At 74.2% G+C, this 23,955-nt stretch carries 23 protein-coding genes; 11 read left to right on the forward strand and 12 right to left on the reverse strand.

Going from position 1 to position 23,955, the window contains the following annotated elements; translation table 11 throughout:
• The first annotated feature begins 82 nt into the window (after positions 1–82).
• From CLV37_RS07760 to aroC, 3 genes are all read left to right on the forward strand, one after another.
• A complete protein-coding gene (locus CLV37_RS07760) occupies positions 83–745 on the forward strand; it encodes a GntR family transcriptional regulator (protein WP_106208883.1) in 663 nt (220 codons plus the stop codon).
• A gap of 85 nt (positions 746–830) precedes the next feature.
• Complete coding sequence (locus CLV37_RS07765; RefSeq protein WP_106208885.1) at positions 831–1,307, forward strand: Lrp/AsnC family transcriptional regulator; 477 nt, start codon at positions 831–833, stop codon at positions 1,305–1,307.
• 66 nt (positions 1,308–1,373) lie between these two features.
• Positions 1,374–2,606: a chorismate synthase gene (aroC, locus tag CLV37_RS07770; RefSeq protein WP_106208887.1), complete on the forward strand. Its 1,233-nt coding sequence runs from the start codon at positions 1,374–1,376 to the stop codon at positions 2,604–2,606.
• Between the two features lie 2 nt (positions 2,607–2,608).
• Here the strand turns inward: aroC and CLV37_RS07775 are convergent, their stop codons facing one another.
• Positions 2,609–3,202 carry a TetR/AcrR family transcriptional regulator gene (locus CLV37_RS07775; RefSeq protein WP_106208889.1) on the reverse strand — a complete coding sequence of 198 codons (594 nt, stop codon included), beginning with the start codon at positions 3,200–3,202 and terminating at the stop codon, positions 2,609–2,611.
• A gap of 216 nt (positions 3,203–3,418) precedes the next feature.
• Between CLV37_RS07775 and CLV37_RS07780 the strand changes: the two genes are divergently transcribed.
• The 3 genes from CLV37_RS07780 to CLV37_RS07790 are packed head-to-tail and all read left to right on the forward strand — an operon-like array spanning position 3,419 to position 7,629.
• Positions 3,419–6,559: an MMPL family transporter gene (locus CLV37_RS07780; protein WP_106208891.1), complete on the forward strand. Its 3,141-nt coding sequence runs from the start codon at positions 3,419–3,421 to the stop codon at positions 6,557–6,559.
• Between the two features lie 58 nt (positions 6,560–6,617).
• Complete coding sequence (locus CLV37_RS07785) at positions 6,618–7,013, forward strand: hypothetical protein (protein ID WP_106208894.1); 396 nt, start codon at positions 6,618–6,620, stop codon at positions 7,011–7,013.
• Between the two features lie 10 nt (positions 7,014–7,023).
• Complete coding sequence (locus CLV37_RS07790) at positions 7,024–7,629, forward strand: hypothetical protein (protein WP_106208896.1); 606 nt, start codon at positions 7,024–7,026, stop codon at positions 7,627–7,629.
• On the opposite strand, the gene CLV37_RS07795 is transcribed toward CLV37_RS07790, so the two are convergent.
• The 7 genes from CLV37_RS07795 to CLV37_RS07825 all read right to left on the reverse strand — a co-directional run bounded on the left by CLV37_RS07795 (position 7,604) and on the right by CLV37_RS07825 (position 16,012).
• A complete protein-coding gene (locus CLV37_RS07795; protein WP_106208898.1) occupies positions 7,604–8,644 on the reverse strand; it encodes a LacI family DNA-binding transcriptional regulator in 1,041 nt (346 codons plus the stop codon). The two genes, CLV37_RS07790 and CLV37_RS07795, sit on opposite strands and share 26 nt — an antisense overlap.
• Positions 8,645–8,758: 114 nt before the next feature.
• Positions 8,759–9,919 (reverse strand): endo-1,4-beta-xylanase, encoded by a 1,161-nt coding sequence (locus CLV37_RS07800; protein WP_106208899.1) that lies wholly within the window; start codon positions 9,917–9,919, stop codon positions 8,759–8,761.
• 332 nt (positions 9,920–10,251) lie between these two features.
• Positions 10,252–10,719, reverse strand: coding sequence for a GNAT family N-acetyltransferase (locus tag CLV37_RS07805; RefSeq protein ID WP_106208901.1), 468 nt, complete (start codon positions 10,717–10,719; stop codon positions 10,252–10,254).
• Between the two features lie 7 nt (positions 10,720–10,726).
• Positions 10,727–12,013, reverse strand: coding sequence for an adenylosuccinate synthase (locus CLV37_RS07810; RefSeq protein ID WP_106208903.1), 1,287 nt, complete (start codon positions 12,011–12,013; stop codon positions 10,727–10,729).
• Positions 12,014–12,148: 135 nt separating this feature from the next.
• A complete protein-coding gene (locus CLV37_RS07815; RefSeq protein WP_211298477.1) occupies positions 12,149–13,171 on the reverse strand; it encodes an NAD(P)/FAD-dependent oxidoreductase in 1,023 nt (340 codons plus the stop codon).
• Positions 13,168–13,587, reverse strand: coding sequence for a DUF3151 domain-containing protein (locus CLV37_RS07820; protein WP_106208905.1), 420 nt, complete (start codon positions 13,585–13,587; stop codon positions 13,168–13,170). Before CLV37_RS07820 ends, CLV37_RS07815 begins: the two co-directional genes overlap by 4 nt.
• Positions 13,588–13,609: 22 nt before the next feature.
• Entirely contained in the window at positions 13,610–16,012 is a 2,403-nt protein-coding gene (locus CLV37_RS07825) for a SpoIIE family protein phosphatase (RefSeq protein WP_170127116.1), read from the reverse strand.
• A gap of 259 nt (positions 16,013–16,271) precedes the next feature.
• Between CLV37_RS07825 and CLV37_RS07830 the strand changes: the two genes are divergently transcribed.
• Complete coding sequence (locus tag CLV37_RS07830; protein WP_106208910.1) at positions 16,272–16,685, forward strand: STAS domain-containing protein; 414 nt, start codon at positions 16,272–16,274, stop codon at positions 16,683–16,685.
• 83 nt (positions 16,686–16,768) lie between these two features.
• Here the strand turns inward: CLV37_RS07830 and fbaA are convergent, their stop codons facing one another.
• The gene (gene fbaA / locus CLV37_RS07835; RefSeq protein ID WP_106208912.1) at positions 16,769–17,791 is read right to left on the reverse strand and encodes a class II fructose-bisphosphate aldolase; all 1,023 of its coding nucleotides are present in this window, start codon (positions 17,789–17,791) and stop codon (positions 16,769–16,771) included.
• Positions 17,792–17,905: 114 nt separating this feature from the next.
• Here fbaA and CLV37_RS07840 point away from each other — a divergent pair, with 114 nt between their 5' ends.
• The 4 genes from CLV37_RS07840 (at position 17,906) to CLV37_RS07855 (ending at position 21,178) form a co-directional block, all read left to right on the forward strand.
• On the forward strand, positions 17,906–18,460 hold the full coding sequence (locus tag CLV37_RS07840) for a type 1 glutamine amidotransferase domain-containing protein (protein ID WP_106209396.1): 555 nt from the start codon (positions 17,906–17,908) through the stop codon (positions 18,458–18,460).
• 142 nt (positions 18,461–18,602) lie between these two features.
• The gene (locus CLV37_RS07845; protein WP_106209398.1) at positions 18,603–19,577 is read left to right on the forward strand and encodes a TIGR03557 family F420-dependent LLM class oxidoreductase; all 975 of its coding nucleotides are present in this window, start codon (positions 18,603–18,605) and stop codon (positions 19,575–19,577) included.
• A 19-nt stretch (positions 19,578–19,596) separates the two neighbouring features.
• Entirely contained in the window at positions 19,597–20,256 is a 660-nt protein-coding gene (locus CLV37_RS07850) for a helix-turn-helix domain-containing protein (RefSeq protein ID WP_106208914.1), read from the forward strand.
• 82 nt (positions 20,257–20,338) lie between these two features.
• Entirely contained in the window at positions 20,339–21,178 is an 840-nt protein-coding gene (locus CLV37_RS07855; RefSeq protein WP_106208916.1) for a right-handed parallel beta-helix repeat-containing protein, read from the forward strand.
• A 1-nt stretch (position 21,179) separates the two neighbouring features.
• Here the strand turns inward: CLV37_RS07855 and CLV37_RS07860 are convergent, their stop codons facing one another.
• The 3 genes from CLV37_RS07860 to CLV37_RS07870 are packed head-to-tail and all read right to left on the reverse strand — an operon-like array spanning position 21,180 to position 23,951.
• Positions 21,180–22,391: an allantoate amidohydrolase gene (locus CLV37_RS07860; RefSeq protein ID WP_106208918.1), complete on the reverse strand. Its 1,212-nt coding sequence runs from the start codon at positions 22,389–22,391 to the stop codon at positions 21,180–21,182.
• A complete protein-coding gene (locus CLV37_RS07865; protein ID WP_106208920.1) occupies positions 22,384–23,511 on the reverse strand; it encodes an FAD-dependent oxidoreductase in 1,128 nt (375 codons plus the stop codon). Before CLV37_RS07865 ends, CLV37_RS07860 begins: the two co-directional genes overlap by 8 nt.
• On the reverse strand, positions 23,508–23,951 hold the full coding sequence (locus CLV37_RS07870) for a HutD/Ves family protein (RefSeq protein ID WP_106208922.1): 444 nt from the start codon (positions 23,949–23,951) through the stop codon (positions 23,508–23,510). The genes CLV37_RS07865 and CLV37_RS07870 overlap by 4 nt, the downstream gene beginning before the upstream one ends.
• Positions 23,952–23,955: the final 4 nt, after the last annotated feature.

The following is a 23,955-nucleotide window of genomic DNA, read 5'->3' on the forward strand; positions in this document are numbered from 1 at the left end:
GGGGTCATCGTCTCAAACGGGACCCCGCCCCACCCGCCACTGGACGGGTACTGGTGTACCAGTTCGCGCGTAGGATGCCCGCGTGAGTGCCGAAACGGTCCCCGACGCCCCCGCCTCGCTGGCCGACCTGGCCTACGAACGGCTGCGGGACAGGCTGGTCGTGCTCGACATCCGGCCCGGCGCCCCCCTGAACGACGACGCCCTCGCCAAGGAGTTCGGCGTCGGCCGGACCCCCGTCCGGGAGGCGCTCAAACGCCTCGAGGCCGACCGGCTCGTCGTCGCCTACCCCCGGCGCGGGACGTTCGCGACGACCGTCGACATGACCGACCTCGGCCACATCTCCGAGGTGCGCCGGGCCCTGGAACCGGTCGCGGCCGCCGACGCCGCGCGGCGCAGCGGCCCGGCGGCGCGGGCCGAGATGCGGGCGCTGGCCCGCACCGTGGCCGAGCTGGGCGACTCCCCGCGACTGACGCAGCGCGAGCTCATGGAGCACGACGTCGAGGTCCACCGCAGCATCTACCGCAACTCCCAGAACCCCTACCTGCAGGACGTCCTCGTCCGTCACGACAACCTCGCGACGCGCATCTGGTGCCTGGTCCTGGACCGGTTGCCGACCTTCGCCGGCCACGTCGGGGAGCACGTGGACCTGCTCGAGGCCATCGTCGCCGGGGACGCCGACCGGGCCGCGGAGCTGGCCCTGGCCCACGTCACGGGCTTCGAGGAGACGGTCCGCGCCGTCCTCTGAGCACGACCCGCACCCGCCAGGTGCACAGGGAAGTCACACGCGGGTGCGCACATTGTTCGCCGGTACCGGGTCCGGATGCGCCAAGATGTCGTCCGTGCGCCGTCTCGACTCCATCGATGCCCGGATCCTCCTCGCGCTCGACGAGGACCCGCGAGCCACCGTGCTGGGCCTGTCGCGCGAGCTCGGCCTGGCCCGCGGGACGGTCCAGGCCCACCTCGAACGGCTCGAGTCCGACGGGGTGCTGCACCGCTTCTCCCGGCGCCTGGCCCCCGCGGCCCTGGGGTTCTCGGTCTCGGCGTTCGTCATGATCGAGATCCACCAGGGCCAGCAGGACGACACCCTGCACCGGCTGCGCGAGACGCCCGAGGTGCTGGAGGTCCACGGGATCACCGGCGACGGGGACCTCATGTGCCGGGTCGTGGCGCGCGACGCCGACGACCTGTACCGCGTGGGCCAGGGCCTGCTGTCGATCCCGGGAGTGGTCCGCACGCGCACCTCCCTGGCCATGCGCGAGCTCGTCCCCTACCGCGTCGACCCGCTGCTGACCGAGCTCGCCGACTGACGCACCGCGCGACCGGGGCACGACCGGGGCACGGACGAGGGCCCCCGGTGCGGCAGAATCGGGGGCGTGTTGCGCTGGCTGACCTCAGGTGAATCGCACGGCCCCGCCCTGGCGGGCATCCTCGAAGGCCTGCCCGCGGGCGTCGAGATCGACAGCGCGCAGATCCGCCGGGCCCTGGCCCGCCGTCGCCTCGGGCACGGCCGCGGGGCCCGCATGAACTTCGAGCAGGACGAGCTGGAGGTCATCGGCGGGGTCCGCCACGGCCTCACCCAGGGCGGCCCGATCGCGCTGCGCATCGGCAACACCGAGTGGCCGCGCTGGTCGGAGGTCATGGCCGCCGACCCGGCCGACGCCGACGGCCGCCGCTACGACGAACCCGGCCGCATCCCGGCCCGGGGCCGCTCCGCTCCCCTGACCCGTCCCCGTCCCGGGCACGCCGACCTGACGGGCATGCAGAAGTACGGCTTCACCGACGCCCGCCCCGTCCTCGAACGCGCCTCGGCGCGCGAGACGGCGACCCGCGTGGCGCTCGGCGAGGTCGCCCGCGCCTTCCTGGCCCAGACCGTCGGCGCCGAGGTCGTCTCCCACGTCGTCTCGATCGGGACCCAGGCCGTCGCCGAGGGCACCGTCCCCGCCCGCGGGTCGCTGGCCGCCGTCGACGCCGACCCGGTGCGCTGCGCCGACCCCGAGGCCAGCGCACGGATGGTCGCCGAGATCGACCGGGCCCACACCGAGGGCGACACCCTCGGCGGGGTCGTCGAGGTCGTCGTCCACGACCTGCCGCCGGGGCTCGGCTCGTACGTGCACTGGGACCGCAAGCTCGACGCCCGCCTCGCCGCGGTGCTCATGGGCATCCAGGCCATCAAGGGCGTCGAGGTCGGCGACGGTTTCGAGACCGCCCGGCGCCGGGGTTCGGCCGCCCACGACGAGATCGAGCGCGTCGAGGACGGCACGGGTGGTTTCACGGTCCGCCGCCGCACCGACCGCGCCGGCGGGATCGAGGGCGGCATGACGAACGGCGAGGTGCTGCGCGTGCGGGCCGCGATGAAACCCATCTCCACCGTGCCGCGCGCCCTCGACACGATCGACACCGCCTCCGGGGACGCGGCCCAGGCGATCGCCCAGCGCTCGGACGTGTGCGCGGTCCCCGCGGCCGGTGTCGTCGCCGAGGCCATGGTCGCGCTCGTGCTCGCCGACGCCGTCGTGGAGAAGTTCGGCGGCGACAACGTCGAGCAGGTCCGCGCGAACGTGCGGAACTACCTGGACAACCTCGCCGTCAAGGTCGCCGAGACCGCCTGAGGTCAGGAACCGGCCGGGCGGGACCGCCTGCGCGGCAGGAGGAACCGCCGGCCGGTCTCCTTGAGCAGGTCCCGCAGCTCGTCGTCCGGGACGTCCCGGCACGACGGGTCCCCGATCGGGCCGACGAGCCCGGACAGGAAGAAGACGACCGAGACGCGCCGCTCGACGTCGGCGTCGGGACCGGCGAGCAGGTCCCGCAGCGCGTCGCCGACCTCCCGCATCCTCGGGTAGTTCTCGTTCAGGTGGGCGATGACCGGGTCGACCGCCGCCACCACGTACAACCGGCGCACGTCCACGACGACGTCGACGAGGCCGTCGATGAGCGTCTCGACCTGCGCCCGGTGGCCGCGCCGGGCCCGGGCGGCCGCCACGACGTCGAAGACGCGGTCGAGGAACGGGGCGACCACCCCGACGACCAGGTCGTCCTTGGTCCTGTAGTGGTAGTAGACCGCGGCCTTGGTGACCCCGACCTCGTCGGCGATCATCTGCAGCGACGTCCCGCTGACCCCGTGCTCGCCGAACAGCCTGATCGCCGCCTCGTGCAGCCGCTGCCGTCCCGGTCCCGCCGGTCGCGCCTCGCCGACCGTCGTCGTCACTGGGTCTCCTCGTTCGTCGTCTGCGCCGACTCTAACCCGCGACTACGACTTCCGGCGGATCCGTGGGCCGCTCAGAACTAGCCGATCGACTAGGAGCCAGCCGTTGGCAGCACCCCGGACTCGGGGTACCGTCGACCAGCCGATCAGCTAGCTCGGCGCGCGTCGCCACCGGTGCCGACGAACCCCGGTCCGCCCCACCGCGAAGGAGCCCGCCCGATGGCCACCCTGCTCTACCGACTCGGGAGGTTCAGCGCCCGCCGCCACTGGCAGGTGCTCGCCGTCTGGGCCGTGCTCCTCGCGGTCCTGGCCTCGCTCGCGTTCGGGCTCAAGCAGACCGCCGCCCAGGACACCAGCTTCTCCATCCCCGGCACCCAGGCCAGCGACGGCCTGGACCTGCTGGAGCAGAAGTTCTCCAGCGGCGCGAACGACGCCACCGCGACCATCGTCTTCCAGGCCCCCGCCGGCCAGACCCTGACCGCGGCCAACGCCACCGCGGTCGAGGACCTCCTCGGCCGGGTGCGCGGGCTCGACGGCATCGCCTCGGTCAGCGACCCGCTGTCCCAGCAGACCCCGATGGTGTCGCGGGACCAGCGCATCGCGGCCGCGACCGTGACGTTCGACGGCACCGTCGGGGACGTGACCACCGAGCAGGTCGACGCCCTGACCGCGGCCACCGACCACGACGCCGGCGACGTCCGCGTCGAGGTGACCTCGCAGGTCCAGCGGACCGAGGCGGGCCACACGAGCGAGGCCATCGGGGTCGCCGTCGCCTTCCTCGTCCTCGTCCTGACCTACGGGGCGCTGGCCGCCGCCGGGGCGAACCTGCTCACCGCCGGGCTCGGCGTCGGCGCCGGGTTCCTCGGCATCATGGCGCTGGGCAAGGTCGTCTCCCTGTCGACCACCACCCCCGCGCTGGCCGGGATGCTGGGCCTGGCCGTCGGCATCGACTACGCGCTGTTCGTCTTCGCCCGCACCCGCACGGAACTGCGCCGCGGTGAGGAGCTGGACCAGGCCATCGCCAAGGCCACCGGGACCGCCGGGACCGCCGTCGTCTTCGCCGGCACGACCGTCATCATCGCCCTCGCCGGGCTGTCGGTCGTGAACATCCCCTTCCTGACGCAGATGGGTCTGGCCGCGGCCGCCACCGTCGCGATCGCCGTCGTCGTGGCGCTCACCGCCGTGCCCGCCTTCCTCAAGGTGCTCGGCCTGAAGGTCCTGCCGAAGAAGGAACGCCGCCGCGACCCCGCCGGCCTGCGCGCCGTCGCCGACAGCGACGACTCCCTCGTCGACGGGGCCACCGCCGACCTCGCCGGGCGCGGGTTCCTCGGACGCTGGGCCCGCGCCGTCACGCGGCACCCCGTCGTGGCGCTGCTGATCGCCGTCGTGGCCGTCGGGGTCATCGCCGTCCCGGTCGCCTCGATGCGCACCGCGCTGCCCTCGGCCGAGAACGCCGACCCGGCCACGTCCCAGCGCCAGGCGTACGACCTGCTCGTGGAGGGCTTCGGCCCCGGGTCGCAGTCCACCCTCGTCGTCCTGGTGGACGGGCCGGAGGCGGCGTCGGTCGCCGCCGAGGTCGGACCGAGGATCCAGGCCCTGCCCGACGTCGTCGCGGTCACCCCCGCGATCCCCTCCCGGGACGGCAGCGCGCAGCTCATCACCGTCGTGCCGGGCTCGGGGCCCACCGACGAGCGCACGTCCACCCTGGTGCGCGCCATCCGCTCGGCCACCGACGGCACCCGCGGCGCCGAGGTCCTCGTGACGGGCCAGACGGCGCTCGACATCGACGTCACCGACGCCCTGAACGGCGCCCTGCCGATCTACATCGCCCTCATCGTCGTGCTGGCGCTGCTGCTGCTGATCATGCTGTTCCGCTCGCTGGCGGTGCCGCTGCTGGCGACCGTGGGGTTCCTGCTGTCCCTCGGCGCCGCACTGGGCTCGGTCGTGGCCATCTACCAGTGGGGGTGGCTCTCGGACGTGTTCCAGATCGCCCAGCCCGGCCCCCTGCTGAGCTTCATGCCCGTCCTGGTCGTCGGGATCCTGTTCGGGCTCGCCATGGACTACCAGATGTTCCTCGTCTCGGCGATCCACGAGCAGCACGCCCACGGCCGCAGGCCCGTCGACGCGGTGCTCGCCGGCTTCCGCCGCTCGGCGCCCGTGGTCGTGGCGGCCGCGCTCATCATGTCGGGCGTCTTCGTCGGGTTCGCCACCAGCGGCGACCAGATCATCGGCTCCATCGGGATGGCGCTGACCGTCGGCGTCCTCGCCGACGCCCTCGTGGTGCGGATGGTCATCATGCCCGCCGCCCTGACCCTGCTCGGCGACGCCGCGTGGTGGATGCCGCGGTGGATGTCGCGCCTGGTGCCGAACGTGGACGCCGAGGGGCAGAAGCTCACCGAACTGCTCGCGCAGGAGGCCACCGGGTCCGCGGACCTGCCCGGCGGGCGCGCCGAACGCCGCCGCCCCGAGGAGGCCGCACCCGAGGAGGCCGCGCCTGCGGAGGCCGCTCCCGCCGGGGCACCGCACGGGGTGCCCGCCGGGCAGCGCGTCGAGCGGCTGCTGCAGGACCTCGACCTGGGGATCGTGGGGATCGTCACCGACGGGGTCGGCGGCGCGCTGCCGGACGCGGTGCTCACCGTCACCGACCCCACCGGCCGCCAGGTCGCGCGCACCCACGCCGACGACGTCGGGTTCTACGCCCTGCCCCTGAGCGCGGGCGGGACGTACGTGCTCATCGTCGCGGCGACGGACGCCCGACCCGTCGCGCACCTCGTCGCGGTCTCCGACCGGGCGGTCCGCCACGACGTGCGCCTCGTCGGCAGCTGCGCCCTGCACGGCCTGCTGCGCAACGGGTCCGAGCCCGTGCCCGGGGCCGTCCTGACGCTGCTCGACGTGCAGGGCCAGGTCGTGGCCTCCACCCGGGCCGGTGACGACGGCCGCTACCGGTTCGGCGACCTCGTGGCCGGCAGCTACGTGCTGAGCGTGCTGTCCGAGGACCACCGGCCCGTCGCCCAGAACGTCGAGGTCGGTCACGGGCAGGAGACCGAGCTCGACCTCGAGCTCAGCCACGGCGGCCGCCTCGTCGGGACCGTGAACGCCGCCAGCGACGGCCGGGGCGTCCAGGAGGCCTCGGTCACGCTCGTCGACGGCGGGGGCGCGGTGGTCGACGCGACGACGACCGACCTCGACGGGTCGTTCTCCTTCGACGACCTCTCCGGCGGCCGCTACACGCTGACCGCGGCGGGCTTCCCCCCCGTCGCCACCGGCGTCGAGGTGCCCGAGGGCGGCCACCGGGACGTGGAGGTCGCACTCGGCGACGGCGCGCGCCGGGACGCGGACGAGGAACCGTCCCGCTCCTGAGCCGCACATCATGAACCCAGGGTTGACAACTTCTGTCAACCCTGGGTTCACTGCTGTCGTGACCGAGGCACCGGAGGCGTCGTGGGGGGAGGTGCTCCCCCACCGGGACCCCTACGACCCCACCCTGCCCGAGGTGGCCCACCGGCTCGGGCGGCTCACCTCGCCCCCCGTCGTGGCCGACGTCCTCGCCGACCACGGCGACGGGCTGCTGCGTCAGCTCGCGGGGCTGCCCGTCCCCCGCGACTGGGTGCGCGACTGCGGCGGGCTGCTCGGGGCCGTCCTCGTCCTGGCCGAGGTCGACGTCGCGGCCTCCGCGCTGCGCTCGCAGCTCGCGGCGGCCCGCGCGAGGGCGCTGGCCGACCTCGTGCAGGACCACAGCCTCGTGGACCTCGCCCGCGAGCTCGGGGTGACGCGGCAGGCGCTGCACAAGACGTTGAAGAACCGCGGGCTGTGAGGGGACGACGATGACGACGCACGGGCTCACCACCGGCACCCACCCCCTGCAGCGCGCGGGGGCGGGCCGGACCCTCTACGCGGCCGGTCTCGCTGCCGACCTGCTCGGACTGATCGCCCTCCTGGCGCTGTCCTCCGGGCTCCTGACGGTCGACTCGTTCGCCCAGCCGGCCGGGATCGTCGCCATGCTCGGGTTCCAGCTCGTCGCGAACCGGCTGCGCTCGCGCGCGTGGTGGTACGTCCCGCTGCGCGAGGCGGTGCCGGTGCCGGTCCGCGTCGACCTGCTGTTCTGGGGCGTGTTCGCCGCGGCGGTCGTGGTCACGGGCGCGCTGCGCACCTTCGCGCTGGACGGCAGGTCCGCCACCTTCCCCTTGTGGGTCCTCGCGGTCGTCACCGTCGCGATGGCGCTGCTGCCCTCGACGAACCGCCCCGGCCCCGAACCCGCCGCCGCCTGGTGGCCGCGCTGCGTGCCGATGCTGACCGCGACCGTGGCCCTGCTCGCGATCGGGGTCGGCGGCCGGGTCCTGTCGCCGGTGACGGCGGCCGTGTTCCTCGCCGTGGCGGCCGGCGCCACCGCGCTGTCGCGGGTGCTCACCCGCCGGTGGCACCGCCGCTGACCGTGGCCGGGGACCGCGGCGGGGCGGTGCTGCCGCGGACGACGAGGTCCACGGCGAGGTCCATCCGCAGCGCGGGGGGTTCCTGCCCGGCGGCGAGGGTGAGGAGCAGACCGGTGGCGGCGGCGGCCATCCGGGTCAGGGGCTGGTGCACCGTCGTCAGCTCGGGGCCGACCCAGCGGGCCACGGGCAGGTCGTCGTAGCCCACGACGGACAGGTCGTCGGGGACGTGCAGGCCCAGTTCCCGCGCGGCCCGGTACACGCCGAGGGCCTGCAGGTCGTTGCCCGCGAAGATCGCCGTCGGCGGGTCGGAGGCGGTCAGCAGGCTCAGCGCCTCGTCGTGCCCGTCCTCGACGAAGAAGTTCCCGTGGCGGACCAGTGCCTCGTCGACCGGCACCCCGTACCGGGCGAGCGCGTCGCGGTAGCCCCCGACGCGGGCCCGGCTGCAGAGGGTCTCGGGCGGTCCGCCGATGACGGCGATGCGGCGGTGGCCGAGCTCGAGCAGGTGGCGGGTGGCCTGCTGACCGCCGCTGAAGTTCGCCGACCCGACGGAGGGGACGTCGCTCGCCTCCTCGCCGACGGGGTCGACGACGACGAAGGGGATGCTGCGCGCCTCCAGCTGGGTCCGCTGGTCGTGGTCGAGGTCGGAGAACACCATGATCACGCCGGTGGGGCGCCGTTCGAGGACGCTGTCGAGCCAGTCCTGGCGGGGGGTGCGCGCCCCGAGGCACTCCGAGAGCACGACCTCCACACCCTGCTCGCGGGCGGCGTTCTCGACCCCCTGGATGACCTCCAGGGCCCAGGGGTTGCCGAGCTCGTTGAAGACGAGGTCGATCAGCCGGGGACCGCGGGGGGTGGCGGCGCGGCGGCGCTGGTAGCCGTGGCGCTGGATGGCGGCCTCGACGCGGGCGCGGGTCTCGCTCGCCACATCCGGGCGCCCGTTGAGGACCTTCGAGACCGTGGGGACGGAGACCTGGGCCGCAGCGGCGAGCTGCGAGATGGTCATGCGCTCGGCCATGGTTCCGCGAACCCTCCCCTGTTCAGGGTTCGACCCTACCCGGCGCCCCGCCGGTCGCGGGGGCGCGCCGGGCGGGACCGGCGGCGCGGGGGAAGAGCCCCGCGCCGCGGTGGCTCAGGCCCAGCCGCCACCGGACTCCGCGCGGTGCGGGGCCCGGGTGGTGCGCAGCACGTCCTGCAGCGCGGTGTACTGCGGCTTGGGGGCGAGGTCCTCGTCGTAGAGGTTCGCCGCGCCCTGACCGGGGAAGGTGCCGGGGACCCACGAGTAGGCGTCGCCGAAACCCCACGCGGTGTAGGAGATGCAGTTCTCCACCGCGAGGCAGGCCTGCAGGGTCTGCGTCCAGTAGGAGGTCTGCTTCGCCTGCACCGCAGCGGTCACGGGCAGGGTGCTGCGGACGTCGACCTCGGTCTCGGCGACGAACAGGCCCAGGTCGGCGAAGCGCTGCAGGTTGGCCTGCAGGTCCGGGAACCCGTACTGGGTGTCGAGGTGGGTCTGGAACCCGACGCCGTCGATCGGCACGCGTTGGGCCTTCAGCTGCTTCGCCAGTGCGAAGGCGGCGTCGCTCTTGGGGCCGGTGAACTCGATGTTGTAGTCGTTGTAGAACAGCTTGGCCTGCGGGTCGGCCTCGTGGGCCCAGCGGAAGGCGTCGGCGATGTACCCCGTGCCGCCCCAGGCCTGGTACCAGACGTCCTGGCGCGGGGTGCCGTCCTCGTTGAAGGCCTCGTTGACGACGTCCCACTGCCAGACGCGGCCCTTGAAGTGGCCGACCTCCTCCTGGACGTGCTTCTTCAGCAGCGCCTTCAGCTCGCTCGCCGGCAGGCTCGAGGTGTCGACCCGGTTGCCCGCGGCGTCGGTGGTGGAGGTGATCGTGGCCTGCAGCCACGAGGGGAGCTGGCTGTGCCAGACGAGGGTGTGCCCGCGCACGCGCTGCTTGTTGGCGTGGGCGAAGTCGACGAGGCGGTCGGCGGCGGCGAAGTCGAGGGTCCCTCGCTGCGGTTCCACGACCTCCCACTTCATGACGTTCTCCGCGGTCACGGAGTCGAACTGCTGCGCGGTGATCTGCGCGTACTGCGGGGTGGAGGCGAGGAGGTCGGTGTTGACGGCCGTGCCGATGCGCAGGCCGGAGGGGTGGTCGAGGCGGCGCAGGGAGTCGGCCGGGGAGCTGCGGTAGAGGGAGGGCGCGGGGGTCGGCGCGGCGGCGAGGGCGGTCGCCGGGGTGCACAGGACGGCGGTGACCCCGAGGGCCCCGACGAGGAGGGATCGGCTCAAGCGCATGACGTGCTCCTTCGCACGGGTGGCGGCGAGACGGCGGCGGACCGCGTGATCTCGAAACTATCGGGAAATTCCCGATCGCAGGAACCGTAAGCGGGTGGTCGCACCGCGTCAAGGAGGATGGCGACGAGAAACGTCGAGGGTGCACCCGGGGACCCCCGGGGGTGGACGCACGCACGGACGTGCCCGTCGCGGTGGCGGTACGGGCTCGGCGCCGTCCCTGCGGGTGCGTCAGGCGTGCGGGCGGCACGTCCCGCTGCGCGCGGCGGTGCCGGTACCGGTCCGCGTCGACCCGCTGCCCCGGACCCCGTTCGCCACCGTGCCGTCGCGGGTGCTCACCCGCCGGTGGAACTCCCGACGACGTCCGCCGGCCGCACCATCGTCCGGTGCGGGATCCGGTCCTCGAGGAACTCCTCGCCCTGCGCGACGAACCCGAACCGCGCGTACCAGTCCACGAGGTGCGCCTGCGCGTCGAGCACGACCTCGTCGCCGTCGAGCAGTTCCAGCGCCCGCCGCACCAGCGTCCCGGCGACCCCCGCCCCCCGGGAGGCGGGCGCGGTGGCGACCCGGCCGATGCGGCCGCGCCCGTCGGGGTCGCGCAGGACCCGCAGCGCCGCCACCGGCACCCCGCCGGACTCCGCCCACACGTGCACGCAGTCCGGTTCGAGGTCGCGGCCGTCGAGCTCGGGGTAGGCGCACTCCTGCTCGACGACGAACACGTCGACCCGCAACCGCAGCAGCGCGTAGAGCACCGCGGGCGGGAGGTCGGCGAGCGCCGCCTCCCGCACCACGAAGGAACTCACGGGGTGCTCAGCCGAGCAGGTCGTGGCGGACAACCGTCTGCTCGCGGTCGGGACCGACGCCAACGGCGGAGATCCGGGCGCCGGAGATCTGCTCCAGCGCCTCCACGTAGGCCTGCGCGTTCTTGGGCAGGTCGGACATCGTGCGGGCGCCGGAGATGTCCTCGGTCCAGCCGTCGAAGAACTCGTAGACGGGTTTGGCGTGGTGGAAGTCGCTCTGCGACATGGGGATCTCGTCGTAGCGGACCCCGTCGACGTCGTAGGCGACGCAGACCGGGATGCGTTCCCAGCCGGTGAGGGTGTCGAGCTTGGTCAGCACGAAGTCGGTGACGCCGTTGATGCGGGCGGCGTAGCGGGAGATGACGGCGTCGTACCAGCCGGTGCGGCGGGGACGGCCGGTGGTGGTGCCGAACTCCCCGCCGTCCTGACGCAGCTTCTCGCCGTCGGCGTCGAGCAGTTCGGTCGGGAAGGGGCCCTCCCCGACCCGGGTGGTGTACGCCTTGACGACGGCGACGATCCGGTCGACGCGGTTCGGCGGGATGCCCGCGCCCGTGCAGGCCCCGGCGGCGGTGGCGCTGGAGGACGTCACGAACGGGTAGGTGCCGTGGTCGATGTCGAGCATGGTGGCCTGGCCACCCTCGAACAGGACGATCTCGTCGCGGTCGAGCGCGCGGGACAGTTCCAGCGACACGTCGGTCACCATCGGCCGCAGCCGGTCGGCGTAGGACAGCAGGTTCGCGACCGTCTCGTCGATCGAGACGGCGCGACGGTTGTAGTGCTTGACCAGCAGGTGGTTCTTCTGGTCGAGGGCACCCTCGACCTTCTGCCGCAGGATCGACTCGTCGAACAGGTCCTGGATCCGGATCCCGACCCGGTTGATCTTGTCCGCGTACGACGGCCCGACCCCGCGGCCGGTGGTGCCGATCTTGCGCTTGCCGAGGAACCGTTCGGTGACCTGGTCCAGGACGCGGTGGTACGGGGCGATGACGTGCGCGGAGGCCGAGACGAGGAGCTTGGAGCAGTCGACCCCGCGGGCCGTCATCGCGTCGATCTCCTCGAACAGCACCGAGAGGTCGACGACGACGCCGTTGCCGATGACGGGGGTGACCCCGGGGGTCAAGATGCCGCTGGGCAGCAGGTGCAGGGCGTACTTCTCGTCACCGACGACGACCGTGTGGCCGGCGTTGTTGCCGCCGTTGAACTTCACCACGTAGTCGACGCGGGCCCCGAGGGCGTCGGTGGCCTTGCCCTTGCCCTCGTCCCCCCACTGGGCGCCGACGAGCACGATCGCGGGCATGAGATCCCCTGCTTCCTGGTGAATGCCGCCCGAGGAGACGGCTGTCCGGGTGCTACTGGCCCAAGGACCACACCCGGCGTCCGGGGTGGTCGCCGCAGACCACCCCGAGCGTACCGGGTCACGGCACCAGGGGGGTCAGCCGGCGAAGCGCCCCCGGAGCTCCTCCCCCAGCGCGGTCCCCGACTCCCAGGCCGTCTGCACGCGCGCCCGCTCGCCCCAGGCGTCCCCGCAGACGCCGATCGCCGTCTCCTCGTCCCAGCCGAACGTGAGGTCCTCGTGCCGGCGCAGCGGCTCGGCCAGCGACCAGCGGTGCGCTCGCGCCCACTCGGCCCCGGGCGTGGGGGCCGAGGTCAGCATCGGGCCCAGCCCGGCCAGGACGTCGCTGATCACCGCGGCGGGTGCGTCCAGGTGGTCGGCCGAGCGCTGCGGAGCGACGTGCGCGACGAGGACGGGGGCGTCGTCGCCGCGGCGGGAGCCGTCGTCGGCGAGGAAGACCAGCAGGTCGGAGTCGTTGACGAACGCCGCGTGGAAGTCGGGCCACCACCGCTGGGACCAGGCCGCGTAGACGGAGATGCAGGGGCGCCAGTTCCACTGGGCCGACACGTCGAGCCGCATCGCGGCCATGCGCGGCAGCAGGTCCGCGGCCTGCGGGTCGGGCATGGCCAGCACGACGGCCGCCGCGGGGCGACCGTCCACGGCCGGGCCCTCGGCGCCGGCGGAGACCGCCTCGACGTCGATGCCGTTGACGACCTCCAGCGGGGTCCGGCCGGGCGGGTCGACGAGGTCGTCCAGCAGGGTGCGCAGGCCCCCGGTGGTCCCCCAGCGCACCGGGCCCGACGAGCTGCGGGACAGGACCCCGTCCTCGACGACGCCGAAGGTGTCGGTCCACGGCCGGGCCAGGCCGCGCTGCTCCCAGTCCGCGACGGTCCGGGCGAACCCGCCGTCGCCGGAGACGGTGAAGTAGGCGGCCCCGAGGTCGGCGACGCGCACGCCCACGCTCGTCTCGACGCGCCGCCCGCTCATGCGGCCCCCGATCCGCCGTCCCCGGTCCAGCACGCGGACGGGGACCCCGGCGTCGGCCAGCACGCGGGCGCAGGCCAGGCCGGAGATCCCGGCGCCCACGACGAGGACGGGGCGTTCGGGCGTCACGGTGCTCACGACGGCAGCAGCTCTCGCGCGGCCGCGGGGTCGCAGTCGTTGAGGAAGGTGGTGCAGCGCACCGCTTCCTCGGTCTCGCCGATGGCCTCGGCCGCCTGCTGCAGGACGGCGAGCGCCCGCAGGAACCCGCGGTTGGGCTCGTGCGCCCACGGGACGGGCCCGTGGCCGCGCCAGCCGGCGCGCCGCAGCGCGTCCAGGCCGCGGTGGTAGCCGGTGCGGGCGAAGGCGTACGCGGTGATCGTCTGCCCCGCCGCGAGGGCCCGTTCGGCCAGCAGCGCCCAGGGCAGGGACGCCGCGGGGTGCGCGGCGGCGACGGCGTCGGGGTCGGTCCCGGCCGTCAGGGCCGCCTCGACCGCGGGGTCGGCGGGCAGGTGGGTGGGCGGGGGCCCGCCGAGCAGGTTCGTGCCGGTGCTCACGTGCGTTCCTCTCGAACGGTGGTCAGTGGCTGATCTCGACCCAGACGATCTTGCCCCGCCGGGTCCGGGTGGTGCCCCAGCGGCCCAGCGAGGCGACGAGCCGCATGCCGTGGCCGCCGGCGCCGTCGGGGCGTGCGTCGACGACCCGGGGTTCCTCGGGGCTGTCGTCCTCGACCTCGATGCGCAGCGTCCCCGGCAGGTCGAACAGGCGCAACCCGATGGTCCCCCAGCCGTGCAGGACGGCGTTGGCGACGAGCTCGGAGACGACGATCTCGGCGACGGGGCCGCGGTCCAGGCCCCACACGGCGCAGGCGCGCAGGGTGGCGTGCCGGGCCTTGCCGATGGAGGACGGTTCGGACGGCAGCTGCCAGCGCCGGCGGCGGGGGGTGTCGGCCGTGGGCAGGGGCTCGCCGTCGAGCTCGGACTCGGCGGGGACGCGGACGACGACGATCGCCGTGTCGTCCTCGGGGGTCTCCCCGAGGCCGGCGAGCAGCTCCTCCCCGATGCCGGCGGCGTCGCGGGCGGTGGAGCCGGACAGGACCTCCACGAGGACCTCCAGGCCGTCGCGCATGGGCCGGGACCGGGTCTCGATGAGGCCGTCGGTGTAGAGGACGAGCACGTCGCCGGGCGACAGGGCGCGTTCGCGGGTGGGCCGGGGGCGTTCGCCGAGGCCGACGAGGGTGCCGGTGGCCTCGCTGAGGACCTCGACGCTGCTGCCGCGGCGCAGCAGCGGAGGCAGGTGCCCTGCGCTGGACCACGCCATCTCCCACTCCCCGTCCTCCAGGCGCTGGAGGGTGGCGAAGACGAGAGAGGCCATCCGGCCGATGCGCAGGCCGCCGGCGAGCTGGTCGACGCGCATGAGGACGCTGCCGGGGTCGTCGAACTCGTGGGCGGCGGTGCGCACGACGGAGCGGATCTGGCCCATGGCGGCGGCGGCCTCGACGTCGTGGCCGACGACGTCGCCGACGACGATGCCCGCCACGTGCCCGCCGCCGTGCTCGGCGCCGGCGGGCAGCACGTCGTACCAGTCGCCGCCGACCTGGGTGTGGTCGGCGTTGGAGGCGTAGAACGTCCAGACGTCCAGGCCCTCGATGCCCTCGAGCCCCGTCGCGTCCGGCAACATGCTGCGCTGCAGCGTCTCGGCCAAAGCGTGCTCCCGTTCGTGCAGTCGTGCGTTCTCCACCAGCAGGCCCGTGCGCCGGGCCGCGCCTACGACGACCGCGCGGTCGTCGGGGCTCAGCCCCCCCGGGTGGGGGCGGACCACCAGGACGCCGAGGACGTCCTCCCGTCCCCGCAACGGCACGGCCAGCGCGGAGGTGCCCGCGGCCGGCGCGTCGGGCGTGCAGATCTCGTGCAGCCACTGCGTGAGCGTGCCCGGGGACGCGGCGGTGGTCGTCAGGTCGAGCACGTCCCCGGGCCCGGCCTCCAGGACGGGGTCGTCGCCGGAGCGCCGCGAGCGGCGGAAGCGGTGTCCGAGGCGGGGGCGCAGGTCGCGCCCGTGGGCGGCGACGACCTCGACCTCGAGGGCCTGCGAGCCGGGCCGGGTGCGGACCTCGGCGACGAGGGCGGCGGCCACGAGCTGGTCGCCCAGGACGCGCACGACGGCCCGCAGCGCGCTCACGGGGTCCTGGCCGGCGTCGACGACGGCGTCGTCGAGCCGGGTGAGCGCGGCCACCCGGCTGCTCGCGCCCCGGTCGGCGGCCGTGCGGCGGGTCGCGTCGGTGTGCCGGGTCAGGACGTGGGACACCGTGCCGGAGCGGTCGTGCAGGGGGATGGCGCGGACCTGGTGCAGGAAGTCGGTGCCGTCGGCGCGGTGGTCCAGGACGGTGACCGTGGTGCGCCGCCCGGCGGCGACGGCGGCGGCGAGCTCGTCGAGCGCCTGGTCGTCGCGGGCGCGCAGCAGGTCGTGGCAGGGGTGGCCCAGGACCTCGGCCGCGGGGGTGCCGGTGGTCCGCACGTACCCGCCGTCGACCCAGTCGACGACGACCTCGCCGCCGCGCACGGCCGACAGGGCCGTACCGGGCGCGGCGGTCACGACGGCCCCGGCCCCGGCACCCTCGGGCAGGTCGACCTCGGCGAGGACGACGAGCAGCTCGTCGCGGTCGGGGACCCGGCCCGCCATCACCCACAGGTGCCCCTCGAGGAGCTCCCCGGCCAGGGCGTGGCCGCGGCCGACGAGGTCCCACGCGGGGGCGGGGGGCAGGCCGGCGGCCCGCAGGTAGGCGGTCAGGTCCGTGGGCGGGCCGGCGGGCTGGTCGGTGGCCGGGTCCGCCGCCGGGCCGTCGCCCGGACCGGCCCCCGCGCGGTCGCGACCGGCGGCGTCGACGGCGAGGAGGGCACCGGTGGGGCGCTCGGGCACGGACTCCAGGAGCAGCACCGCGGCGGGCTCGCGCAGCGCGAGCGCCTGCGGTCGGCTGCCGGGCATGGGTGGCGCTCCTCGTGGTGGGACGTCGTGGGACGGGCTGGGACGGAGGGGGTCGGCGGGGTGGGTGCGACGTGCGCGGACCTGCGGGGGTCGGCACGGACCCGGCGTCGATAGCATGCAGGGGGGTCGTTCGGACCGCGCGTCGAGGGTGGCGCCGGGGCGGGCGGTCCCACCGTGCGGTTCGAGGCCGTGCGGTACGGACATCCGCTGCCTGTAGAAGCCGGGCACGGCCATACAGCGGACGGACTGCGGAGGACCCATGACGAACGACGCCACCCCACCGGGGGAGTCCCCCCGGGTGCCCCAGGTGCGCTCGGTGGACCCGGGCTCGGTGCACGTCCTCTACGAACCCCGGGCCACCCGTGTCGTGCTCACCGGTGAGATCGACGCGGAGCTCGGGCCGGACCTCCTGGAGGCCGCGGAGGACGCTCTCAGCTCGGGCCGCCCCGTGCAGGTCGACGCCCACCACGTGACGTTCATGGACTCGACGGGACTGGCCTTCCTGGCCCGGCTCGCGTCGCGGTCCAAGGCGCACCGGGTGACGTTGATCCGGCCCCCGGCGGTCGTGAAGTTCCTCATCGAGACGACGAACATCGTGCAGCTGCTCGACGTCGTCGACGAGGAGCCCGGCCTCACGAGCTCAGCCGAGGACGACGGGCCCCAGCCGGCCTGACGACCTCCCCCGCCGCAGGCGGCACCTCCGGCCCCTCGAACGTCGTTCCGGGGGCCGGAGGTGCGCCTGCGGCGGTCAGGGGGTCACTTCAGGGACTTGCCGGCGCTGCGCAGGTTCTGCGCGGCCTCCACGACGCGGGCGGCCATGCCGGTCTCGCCGGCCTTGCCCCACACGCGCGGGTCGTAGGTCTTCTTGTTGCCGACCTCGTCGTCGACCTTCAGCACGCCGTCGTAGTTCTTGAACATGTGGTCGGCGATCGGGCGCGTGAACGCGTACTGGGTGTCGGTGTCCACGTTCATCTTGATGACGCCGTAGTCGACCGCGTCGCTGATCTCCTGCTCGGAGGAGCCGGACCCGCCGTGGAAGACGAGGTCGAACGGCTTGTCCTTGCCGAGCTTCGCGCCGACCTGCTCCTGGATGTCCTTGAGGATCTCCGGGCGCAGCTTGACCCCGCCGGGCTTGTAGACGCCGTGCACGTTGCCGAAGGTGAGGGCCGTCAGGTAGCGGCCGTTCTCCCCCGAGCCGAGGGCGTTGACGGTCGCGAGGGCGTCCTCGACGGTCGTGTAGAGCTTGTCGTTGATCTCGTGCGCGACGCCGTCCTCCTCGCCGCCGACGACGCCGATCTCGACCTCCAGGACGATCTTCGCGGCCGCGGCCGCGGCCAGCAGCTCCTTGGCGATCTCCAGGTTCTCCTCCAGCGGCACGGCCGAGCCGTCCCACATGTGCGACTGGAACAGCGGGTCCCGGCCGCTCTTGACGCGCTCGTCCGAGATCGCCAGCAGCGGGCGGACGAAGCCGTCCAGCTTGTCCTTGGGGCAGTGGTCGGTGTGCAGGGCGATGTTGACGCCGTAGCCCTTGGCGACGTGGTGGGCGTACTCGGCGAGGGCCTGCGCGCCGAGGACCATGTCCTTGACGGTCGTGCCGGACAGGAACTCGGCCCCGCCGGTGGAGACCTGCACGATCCCGTCGCTCTCGGCCTCGGCGAAACCGCGGATGGCGGCGTTCAGCGTGATCGAGGAGGAGATGTTGATGGCCGGGTAGGCGAAGGAACCGGCCTTGGCGCGGTCCAGCATCTCGGCGTAGACGTCCGGGGTGGCGATGGGCATTGAAGGCTCCTCCGTCTGGCGGCTCTGGCGGCACGATCCTTCCACGGCCCCCCGCGCCCGGGCACCCGGCCCTTCCGGATGCCGACCCCGGTCCGCGGTGCGAGCGTGGCCGACATGACGGACTCCTCCCTGAAGGGCAAGAAGGTCGCGTTCCTCGTGGCCGAGGAAGGCATCGAGCAGGTCGAGCTGACCGAACCGTGGAAGGCCGTGCAGGAGGCGGGCGGCGAACCCGTGCTCATCTCCACCTCCCCCGGGACGGTGCAGGCGTTCAACCACCTCGACAAGGCGGACACCTTCGACGTGGACGTCGTCGTCGACGACGCCAGCCCGTCGGAGTACGCCGCGCTCGTCCTGCCGGGCGGGGTCGCCAACCCCGACGCGCTGCGCACCAGCCTGTCGGCCGTGAAGTTCGTGGGGCAGTTCGCGGCCTCCACGCGCCCGATCGCCGCGATCTGCCACGCGCCGTGGACGCTGGCCGAGGCCGACGTGCTCAAGGGGCGGCGGATGACGTCGTGGCCCTCGCTGCGCACCGACCTGAGCAACGCGGGCGCCGAGTGGGTCGACGAGGAGGTCGTGGTCGACCGCAACGGCCCCGGGCCGCTGGTCACGAGCCGCAACCCCGACGACCTGCCCGCCTTCAACCGGGCACTGCTCGAGGTGCTGGCGTGAGCGACGAGCGGCGCGTCGGCGCCTGGAACGAGGGAACGCGCCGACGGAGTCGCTGCGTGGTCCCGAGCGGAGGCGCCGACCCCGGCGCCGTGACGGAGCGAACCGAGGAGATGGCGTGAGCGTCGGGATCGGCTACACCTGCATGAGCGAGCAGTCGGACCCGCGCTGGCTGGTCCGCGACGCCCGCGCCGCCGAGGAGGCCGGGTTCGACACGGTCGTCTTCTCCGACCACGCCTCGCCGTGGCTGACGACCCAGGGGCACGCGCCGTACGCCTGGTCGGTGCTGGGCGCGGTCGCCGCGACCACCTCGCGGGTCGAGCTCATGACGTACGTGACGTGCCCGACGATCCGCTACCACCCCGCGGTGGTCGCCCAGAAGGCCGCGACGGTGCAGATCCTGTCCGAGGGCCGGTTCGTCCTGGGCCTCGGCTCGGGCGAGAACCTCAACGAGCACGTCGTGGGTCAGGGCTGGCCGGCCGTGGAGGAACGGCAGGACATGCTCGTCGAGGCGGTCGAGATCATCTCGAACCTGTTCGACGGGGACCTGCTCACCTACGCGGGCGAGTACTTCCGGGTGGACTCCCACCGCCTGTGGGACGTGCCGGACCACCGCGTCCCCCTCGCGCTCGCGGTCAGCGGGGAGAAGTCGGCCACCCGGTTCGCGCCGCTGGCCGAGCACCTCATCGCCGTCGAGCCCGACGCCGCGATCGGGGCGTGGGACGCGGCCCGCGAGCCCGGCCAGGCCCCCAGCCGCAAGATCGGGCAGATGCCGGTCAGCTGGGACTCCGACCGGGACGCGGCGATCTCGCGGGCCCACGAGCAGTTCCGCTGGTTCGCGGGGGGCTGGAAGGTGAACGCGGACCTGCCCACCACGGCCGGTTTCGCCGGGGCCACCCAGTTCGTGCGTCCCGAGGACGTCGCGCAGCAGATCCCGTGCGGGAACGACGTCGACGCGATCGTCGAGGCGGCGTCGGCGTACTTCGAAGCCGGGTTCACCGACCTCGCCCTCGTCCAGATCGGCGGGGAGCACCAGGAGGCGTTCCTGCGGGCGGCGCGCGACGAGATCGTCCCGGCGCTGCGGGAGGCGGCCCAGGGCAGCGACCCCTCCCCCAGCTGAGTACCGGCATCATGGCGGCATGAGCACGGACGCGCAGGACCCGATCGCCACCGGTTCGCCCGCACGGCAGATCGCGCGCGAGGCGGTGGCCCCCGTGGAGGGCCACCTCGAGCGCAGCATCGCCGCGCAGGTGCGGGCGTACCGGCTGGCGTCGGGGGCGTCGGTCGCCGAGATGGCCGAGCGGGTCGGCATCTCCAAGGCCATGCTCTCCAAGATCGAGAACGCCCAGACGTCCTGCAGCCTGACGACCCTCGCCCGGCTGGCGGCGGGGCTGGATGTCCCGGTGACGGCCCTGTTCCGCGGGGTCGACGACCAGCGCGAAGCCGTCTACGTCCCGGCCGGTCACGGGGCGCAGATCATCCGGCGGGGGTCCAAGCAGGGCCACCTGTACGAGCTCCTCGGGGGGTTGCGCGGGCCCCACAAGCGCATGGAGGCCGTCCTCGTGACGCTCACCGAGGCATCCGAGGTGTTCCCCCTGTTCCAGCACCCGGGCACCGAGATCCTCTACATGCTCGAGGGGGAGATGGTGTACGGCCACGGCGAGGCGCGCTACACCATGCGCCCGGGGGACGCGCTGCAGTTCGACGGCGAGGGGCCGCACGGCCCCGAGGAACTCGTCGGGCTGCCGGCGAAGTTCCTGGCGATCACGGCGTACGGGGACGGGTCGGCCCACACCTGAGGGACGACCCGAACCATTCCCAGAGAGTGAACCCCGCGATACCCTCGGTGACGACATCGAGGTCGCAGGGGGGACGATCGTCATGCGCACCCGCACCGCGGTCCTGGCCGCACCCGTCGCCGTCGCGGCGGTCCTGACCTCCGGACCGGCCGCCGCCGCCGTCCCCCGCACCAGCACCCCCCCGTGCGGTTCCACCCTGGTCCAGAGCGTGCGCCTGGCCTCCGACGTGGTGTGCCCGGACGGCGGGGCCCTCACGCTGGCCGCCGACGGCGTCGAGCTGAACCTCAACGGGCACCGGCTCGTGGGGCCCGGCGCCGGTGGGGCCGGGGTGGTCGTCGCCGCCCGCGACGTCGTGGTGCGCAACGGCACGATCACCGGGTGGGGTGCGGGAGTGCTGGCCGCCCCCGCCGACGGCGACGAGGACTCCCCACCCTCGGCGACCGCGACGGCCCGCGCCCTGCGCATCGACCGCAACGGCGTCGGCGTCTCCGTGGGGCCCGAGGGCTCCGTCCTGGTCCGCGACAGCTGGATCACCGGCAGCCGACGCGGCGGCGACGTGAGCTTCGGCGGCCGGCTGCGCGTCGAGAACTCCACCGTCGCCGACAACACCGTCGGCCTGTGGTCCTTCTCGATCGACCGGCAGGGTCTGGTGGTCCGGGGCTCCGTGGTCCGCGGCAGTTCCGACGCCGGGATCGCCTGCGGCCAGGACGGGCACTACGACGTGGCGGGCAGCACGCTGCAGCGCAACGGGACCGGCGTCTACGCCTTCGAGTGCAACGGGCGCGTCGTGAACTCCCGGTTCGTCTGGAACACCCGGCACGTCGACGGTTTCCTCGTCGACGAGGACGTCATGGAACTGCGGTGCGACACCTACAGCCGCGACGGGCTGCCGCTGCTGTTCCCCGCCACGCCCTGCTCCTGACTCAGGCCAGGAGGTCGGCGAGCACGTCGGCCAGCGCCACCGACCCGAGTTCGGCGTCGTCGTCCGTGCACGATTCCTCCGGCGAGTGCGAGACCCCCGTGGGGTTGCGGGTGAACAGCATCGCCGTCGGCACGTGGGAGGCGAGGATCCCGGCGTCGTGCCCGGCGCCGGTCGCCAGGACCGGGGCCCCACCCAGCGCCGCGGTCAGCCGCTGCGCGAGCGCGGGGTCGAAGTCGACGGTGCCGCCGAAGGACTCCTCGCGGACCTCGACGGTGCAGCCCTCCCCCGCGGCGAGCTCGGCCGCGCGGCGGGAGATCTCGGCGACCACGGCGGCCGTCACGACGTCCTCGGGGTGGCGCACGTCCAGCCACAGGTCGACGCGCGAGGCGATGACGTTCGTGCCGCCGGGCACGGGCTGCAACCGGCCGACCGTGGCCCGCGTCCCGGGGTTCGCGGCGGCCACCTCCCGCGCGGCGACGACGATCCGCGAGGCCGCCAGCAGCGGGTCGCGCCGGTCCTCCAGCAACGTGGTCCCGGCGTGGTTGCCCTGGCCGTGGACGCTGAACCGCCACCGCCCGTGACCGATGATCGAACTCGCGACGGCCACCGGCGCGTCGAGGTCGACGAGCCCGCGGCCCTGCTCGACGTGCAGCTCGACGAACGCGCCGACGCGGGCCAGCGCCTCGTCGTCGCGCCCGAACCCGGCCGGGTCGAACCCCGCGGCACGGGCCACGTCGGCGAACGTGTTCCCGTCGGGGTCCTTCAGGGCCAGGGCGCGCTCGGGCGTGATCGCACCCGTCAGCAGCCGGGACCCGAGGCAGGCGACGCCGAAGCGGGAACCCTCCTCCTCGGGGAAGACCGCCAGGCCCAGGGGCCGCGCCGGGTCCACCCCGCGCTCGCGCAGCAGGTCGAGGGCGCGCAGCGCGGACGCCACCCCCAGGGGCCCGTCGAAGGCACCGCCGCCGGGCACGGAGTCGAGGTGGCTGCCGGTGACGACGGCCCCCTCCAGCGGCGCGCCGTTCGGGTTCCACCACGCCCAGACGATCCCGTTGCGGTCGGTCTCGGGCTGCAGACCGCGGCGGTCGAGCTCGCCCGCGCACCACTCGACGAGTTCACGTTCCGCCGGGCCGAAGACGGGACGGGAGTACCCGCCGCGAACGGTGTCGCGGCCCGTACCGGCGATGGCGGCGAGCAGGTCGGAGGTCTCAGACACGCGCCGAACCTACCCGGAACCGGTCCGGCACGGTGCCCGTGCCCAGCGCCGCGTCGGCGGCGAGCTCCCCGAGCAGGGGCGCGAACTTGGCGCCGTGCCCCGAGCAGGGGGACACGACGGTGACGCCGTCGACGCCGTCGACGACGAAGTCCTCGGTCGGGGTGTTCGTGAACAGGCACGTCGTCTCGGCGTACGGCTCGGGCTCCAGACCGGGCAGGTAGGTCTTGACGTACTCCACGACGCGGGCCCGGTTGGCCGGGTCGACCACCCCGGACCGGGCCGCCGCCGAGGGGATCGCCCGGCCGGCGTCGTACTCGGCGACCTTCTGACCGCGGAACTGCGCGTCGCGCCCACCGGGCAGGGAGTAGACGCTGATGTCGGCGCGCTTGTGGATGAGCGTGGGCCAGTCCGCGCCGGGGTCGCGGTGGGGGAAGTGGAAGGCGTTCTCCTCGCGCACCTGCAACGGCGGGAACGCGCGCAGGAAGGCGTCCGGCAGCGAGAGGTTCCCGAGCAGCGCCGGCAGGAAGCCGCCCGCGCTCACGACGACGCGCTCGGCCCTGACGGTCCGCCCGTCGGCGCTGTGCGCGGTGAACCCGTGGCCGTCGCGCTCGAGCCGGTCCAGCGGCCAGCCCGTGAGGACCTCCGCACCGTTCGCCTCGGCCGCCGCGACCATGGTGTTCACGGTGGACTCGGCGTCCAGGACCCCGCCGGCGGCGTGGAACAGGACGTCGGTGTCGGCGAGGACGTGCGGCCAGCGCTCGCGGGCCTCGGCCTGCGGGACGAGTTCGTGGTCGACGCCCGCCTCGGTGAGGACGGCGGCGAGGCCGTGCGGGTCGCGGGTCGCCCCGAAGTCCAGCGCGCCGCAGCGGGTGATGAGGTCGGAACCGTGCAGCCGCGACAGTTCCTCCCACCCCGGGACGGACGCCTTCACGAGGTCGACGTACTGCCGGCGCGGGTAGGGGAACCGGAAGATGCGGGCCGACCCGTGCGAACTGCCGTGCTCCGACGCCGGGACGTCGCGCTCGACGAGGGTGACCGAGAAACCCCGCGCGGCCAGCCGCCAGGCCGCCGAGGCGCCCGCCAGGCCGGCGCCGACGACGAGGAACTGCGTGGAACTCATGTGATCCCTTCCACCACGACCCCCTGGGCGGTCACGTCCCCGGGGGCCACTGCGAAGAACGTCTGCAGCGTCGTCAGGTCGACGAACGCCTCGGCCGCGCCGGGGACCCCGACCCGGACCCGCGCCCGGTGCGGGCGGGTGGTCATGACGTTGACGGCCGTGACCTCCCCGTCGGGGGCGGCGCGCACCTCGTCCTCACCGGCGAACTCCAGGAGGTCGCCGGGGAGGAGGCGGTGCGCCGTCCCCGCGACGGTCAGGACGAGCGTCCCCCGGGCGACCGTGAAGGTGCGCTCCACCCCGGGGAACGCCGAGAACCGCCCCGCCGCGCGGATCGTGGCGATGCTCAGCCGCCAGCGCTCGTCGCGGTGCAGTTCGCGCGTCGTCCCTCCCCCGTTGCGCCAGGGCTGGTCGGGGACGTCGTCGTAGTCGAGCGTTCGCACCCGC

Source organism: Kineococcus rhizosphaerae, assembly GCF_003002055.1.
GTDB classification, from domain to species: domain Bacteria; phylum Actinomycetota; class Actinomycetes; order Actinomycetales; family Kineococcaceae; genus Kineococcus; species Kineococcus rhizosphaerae.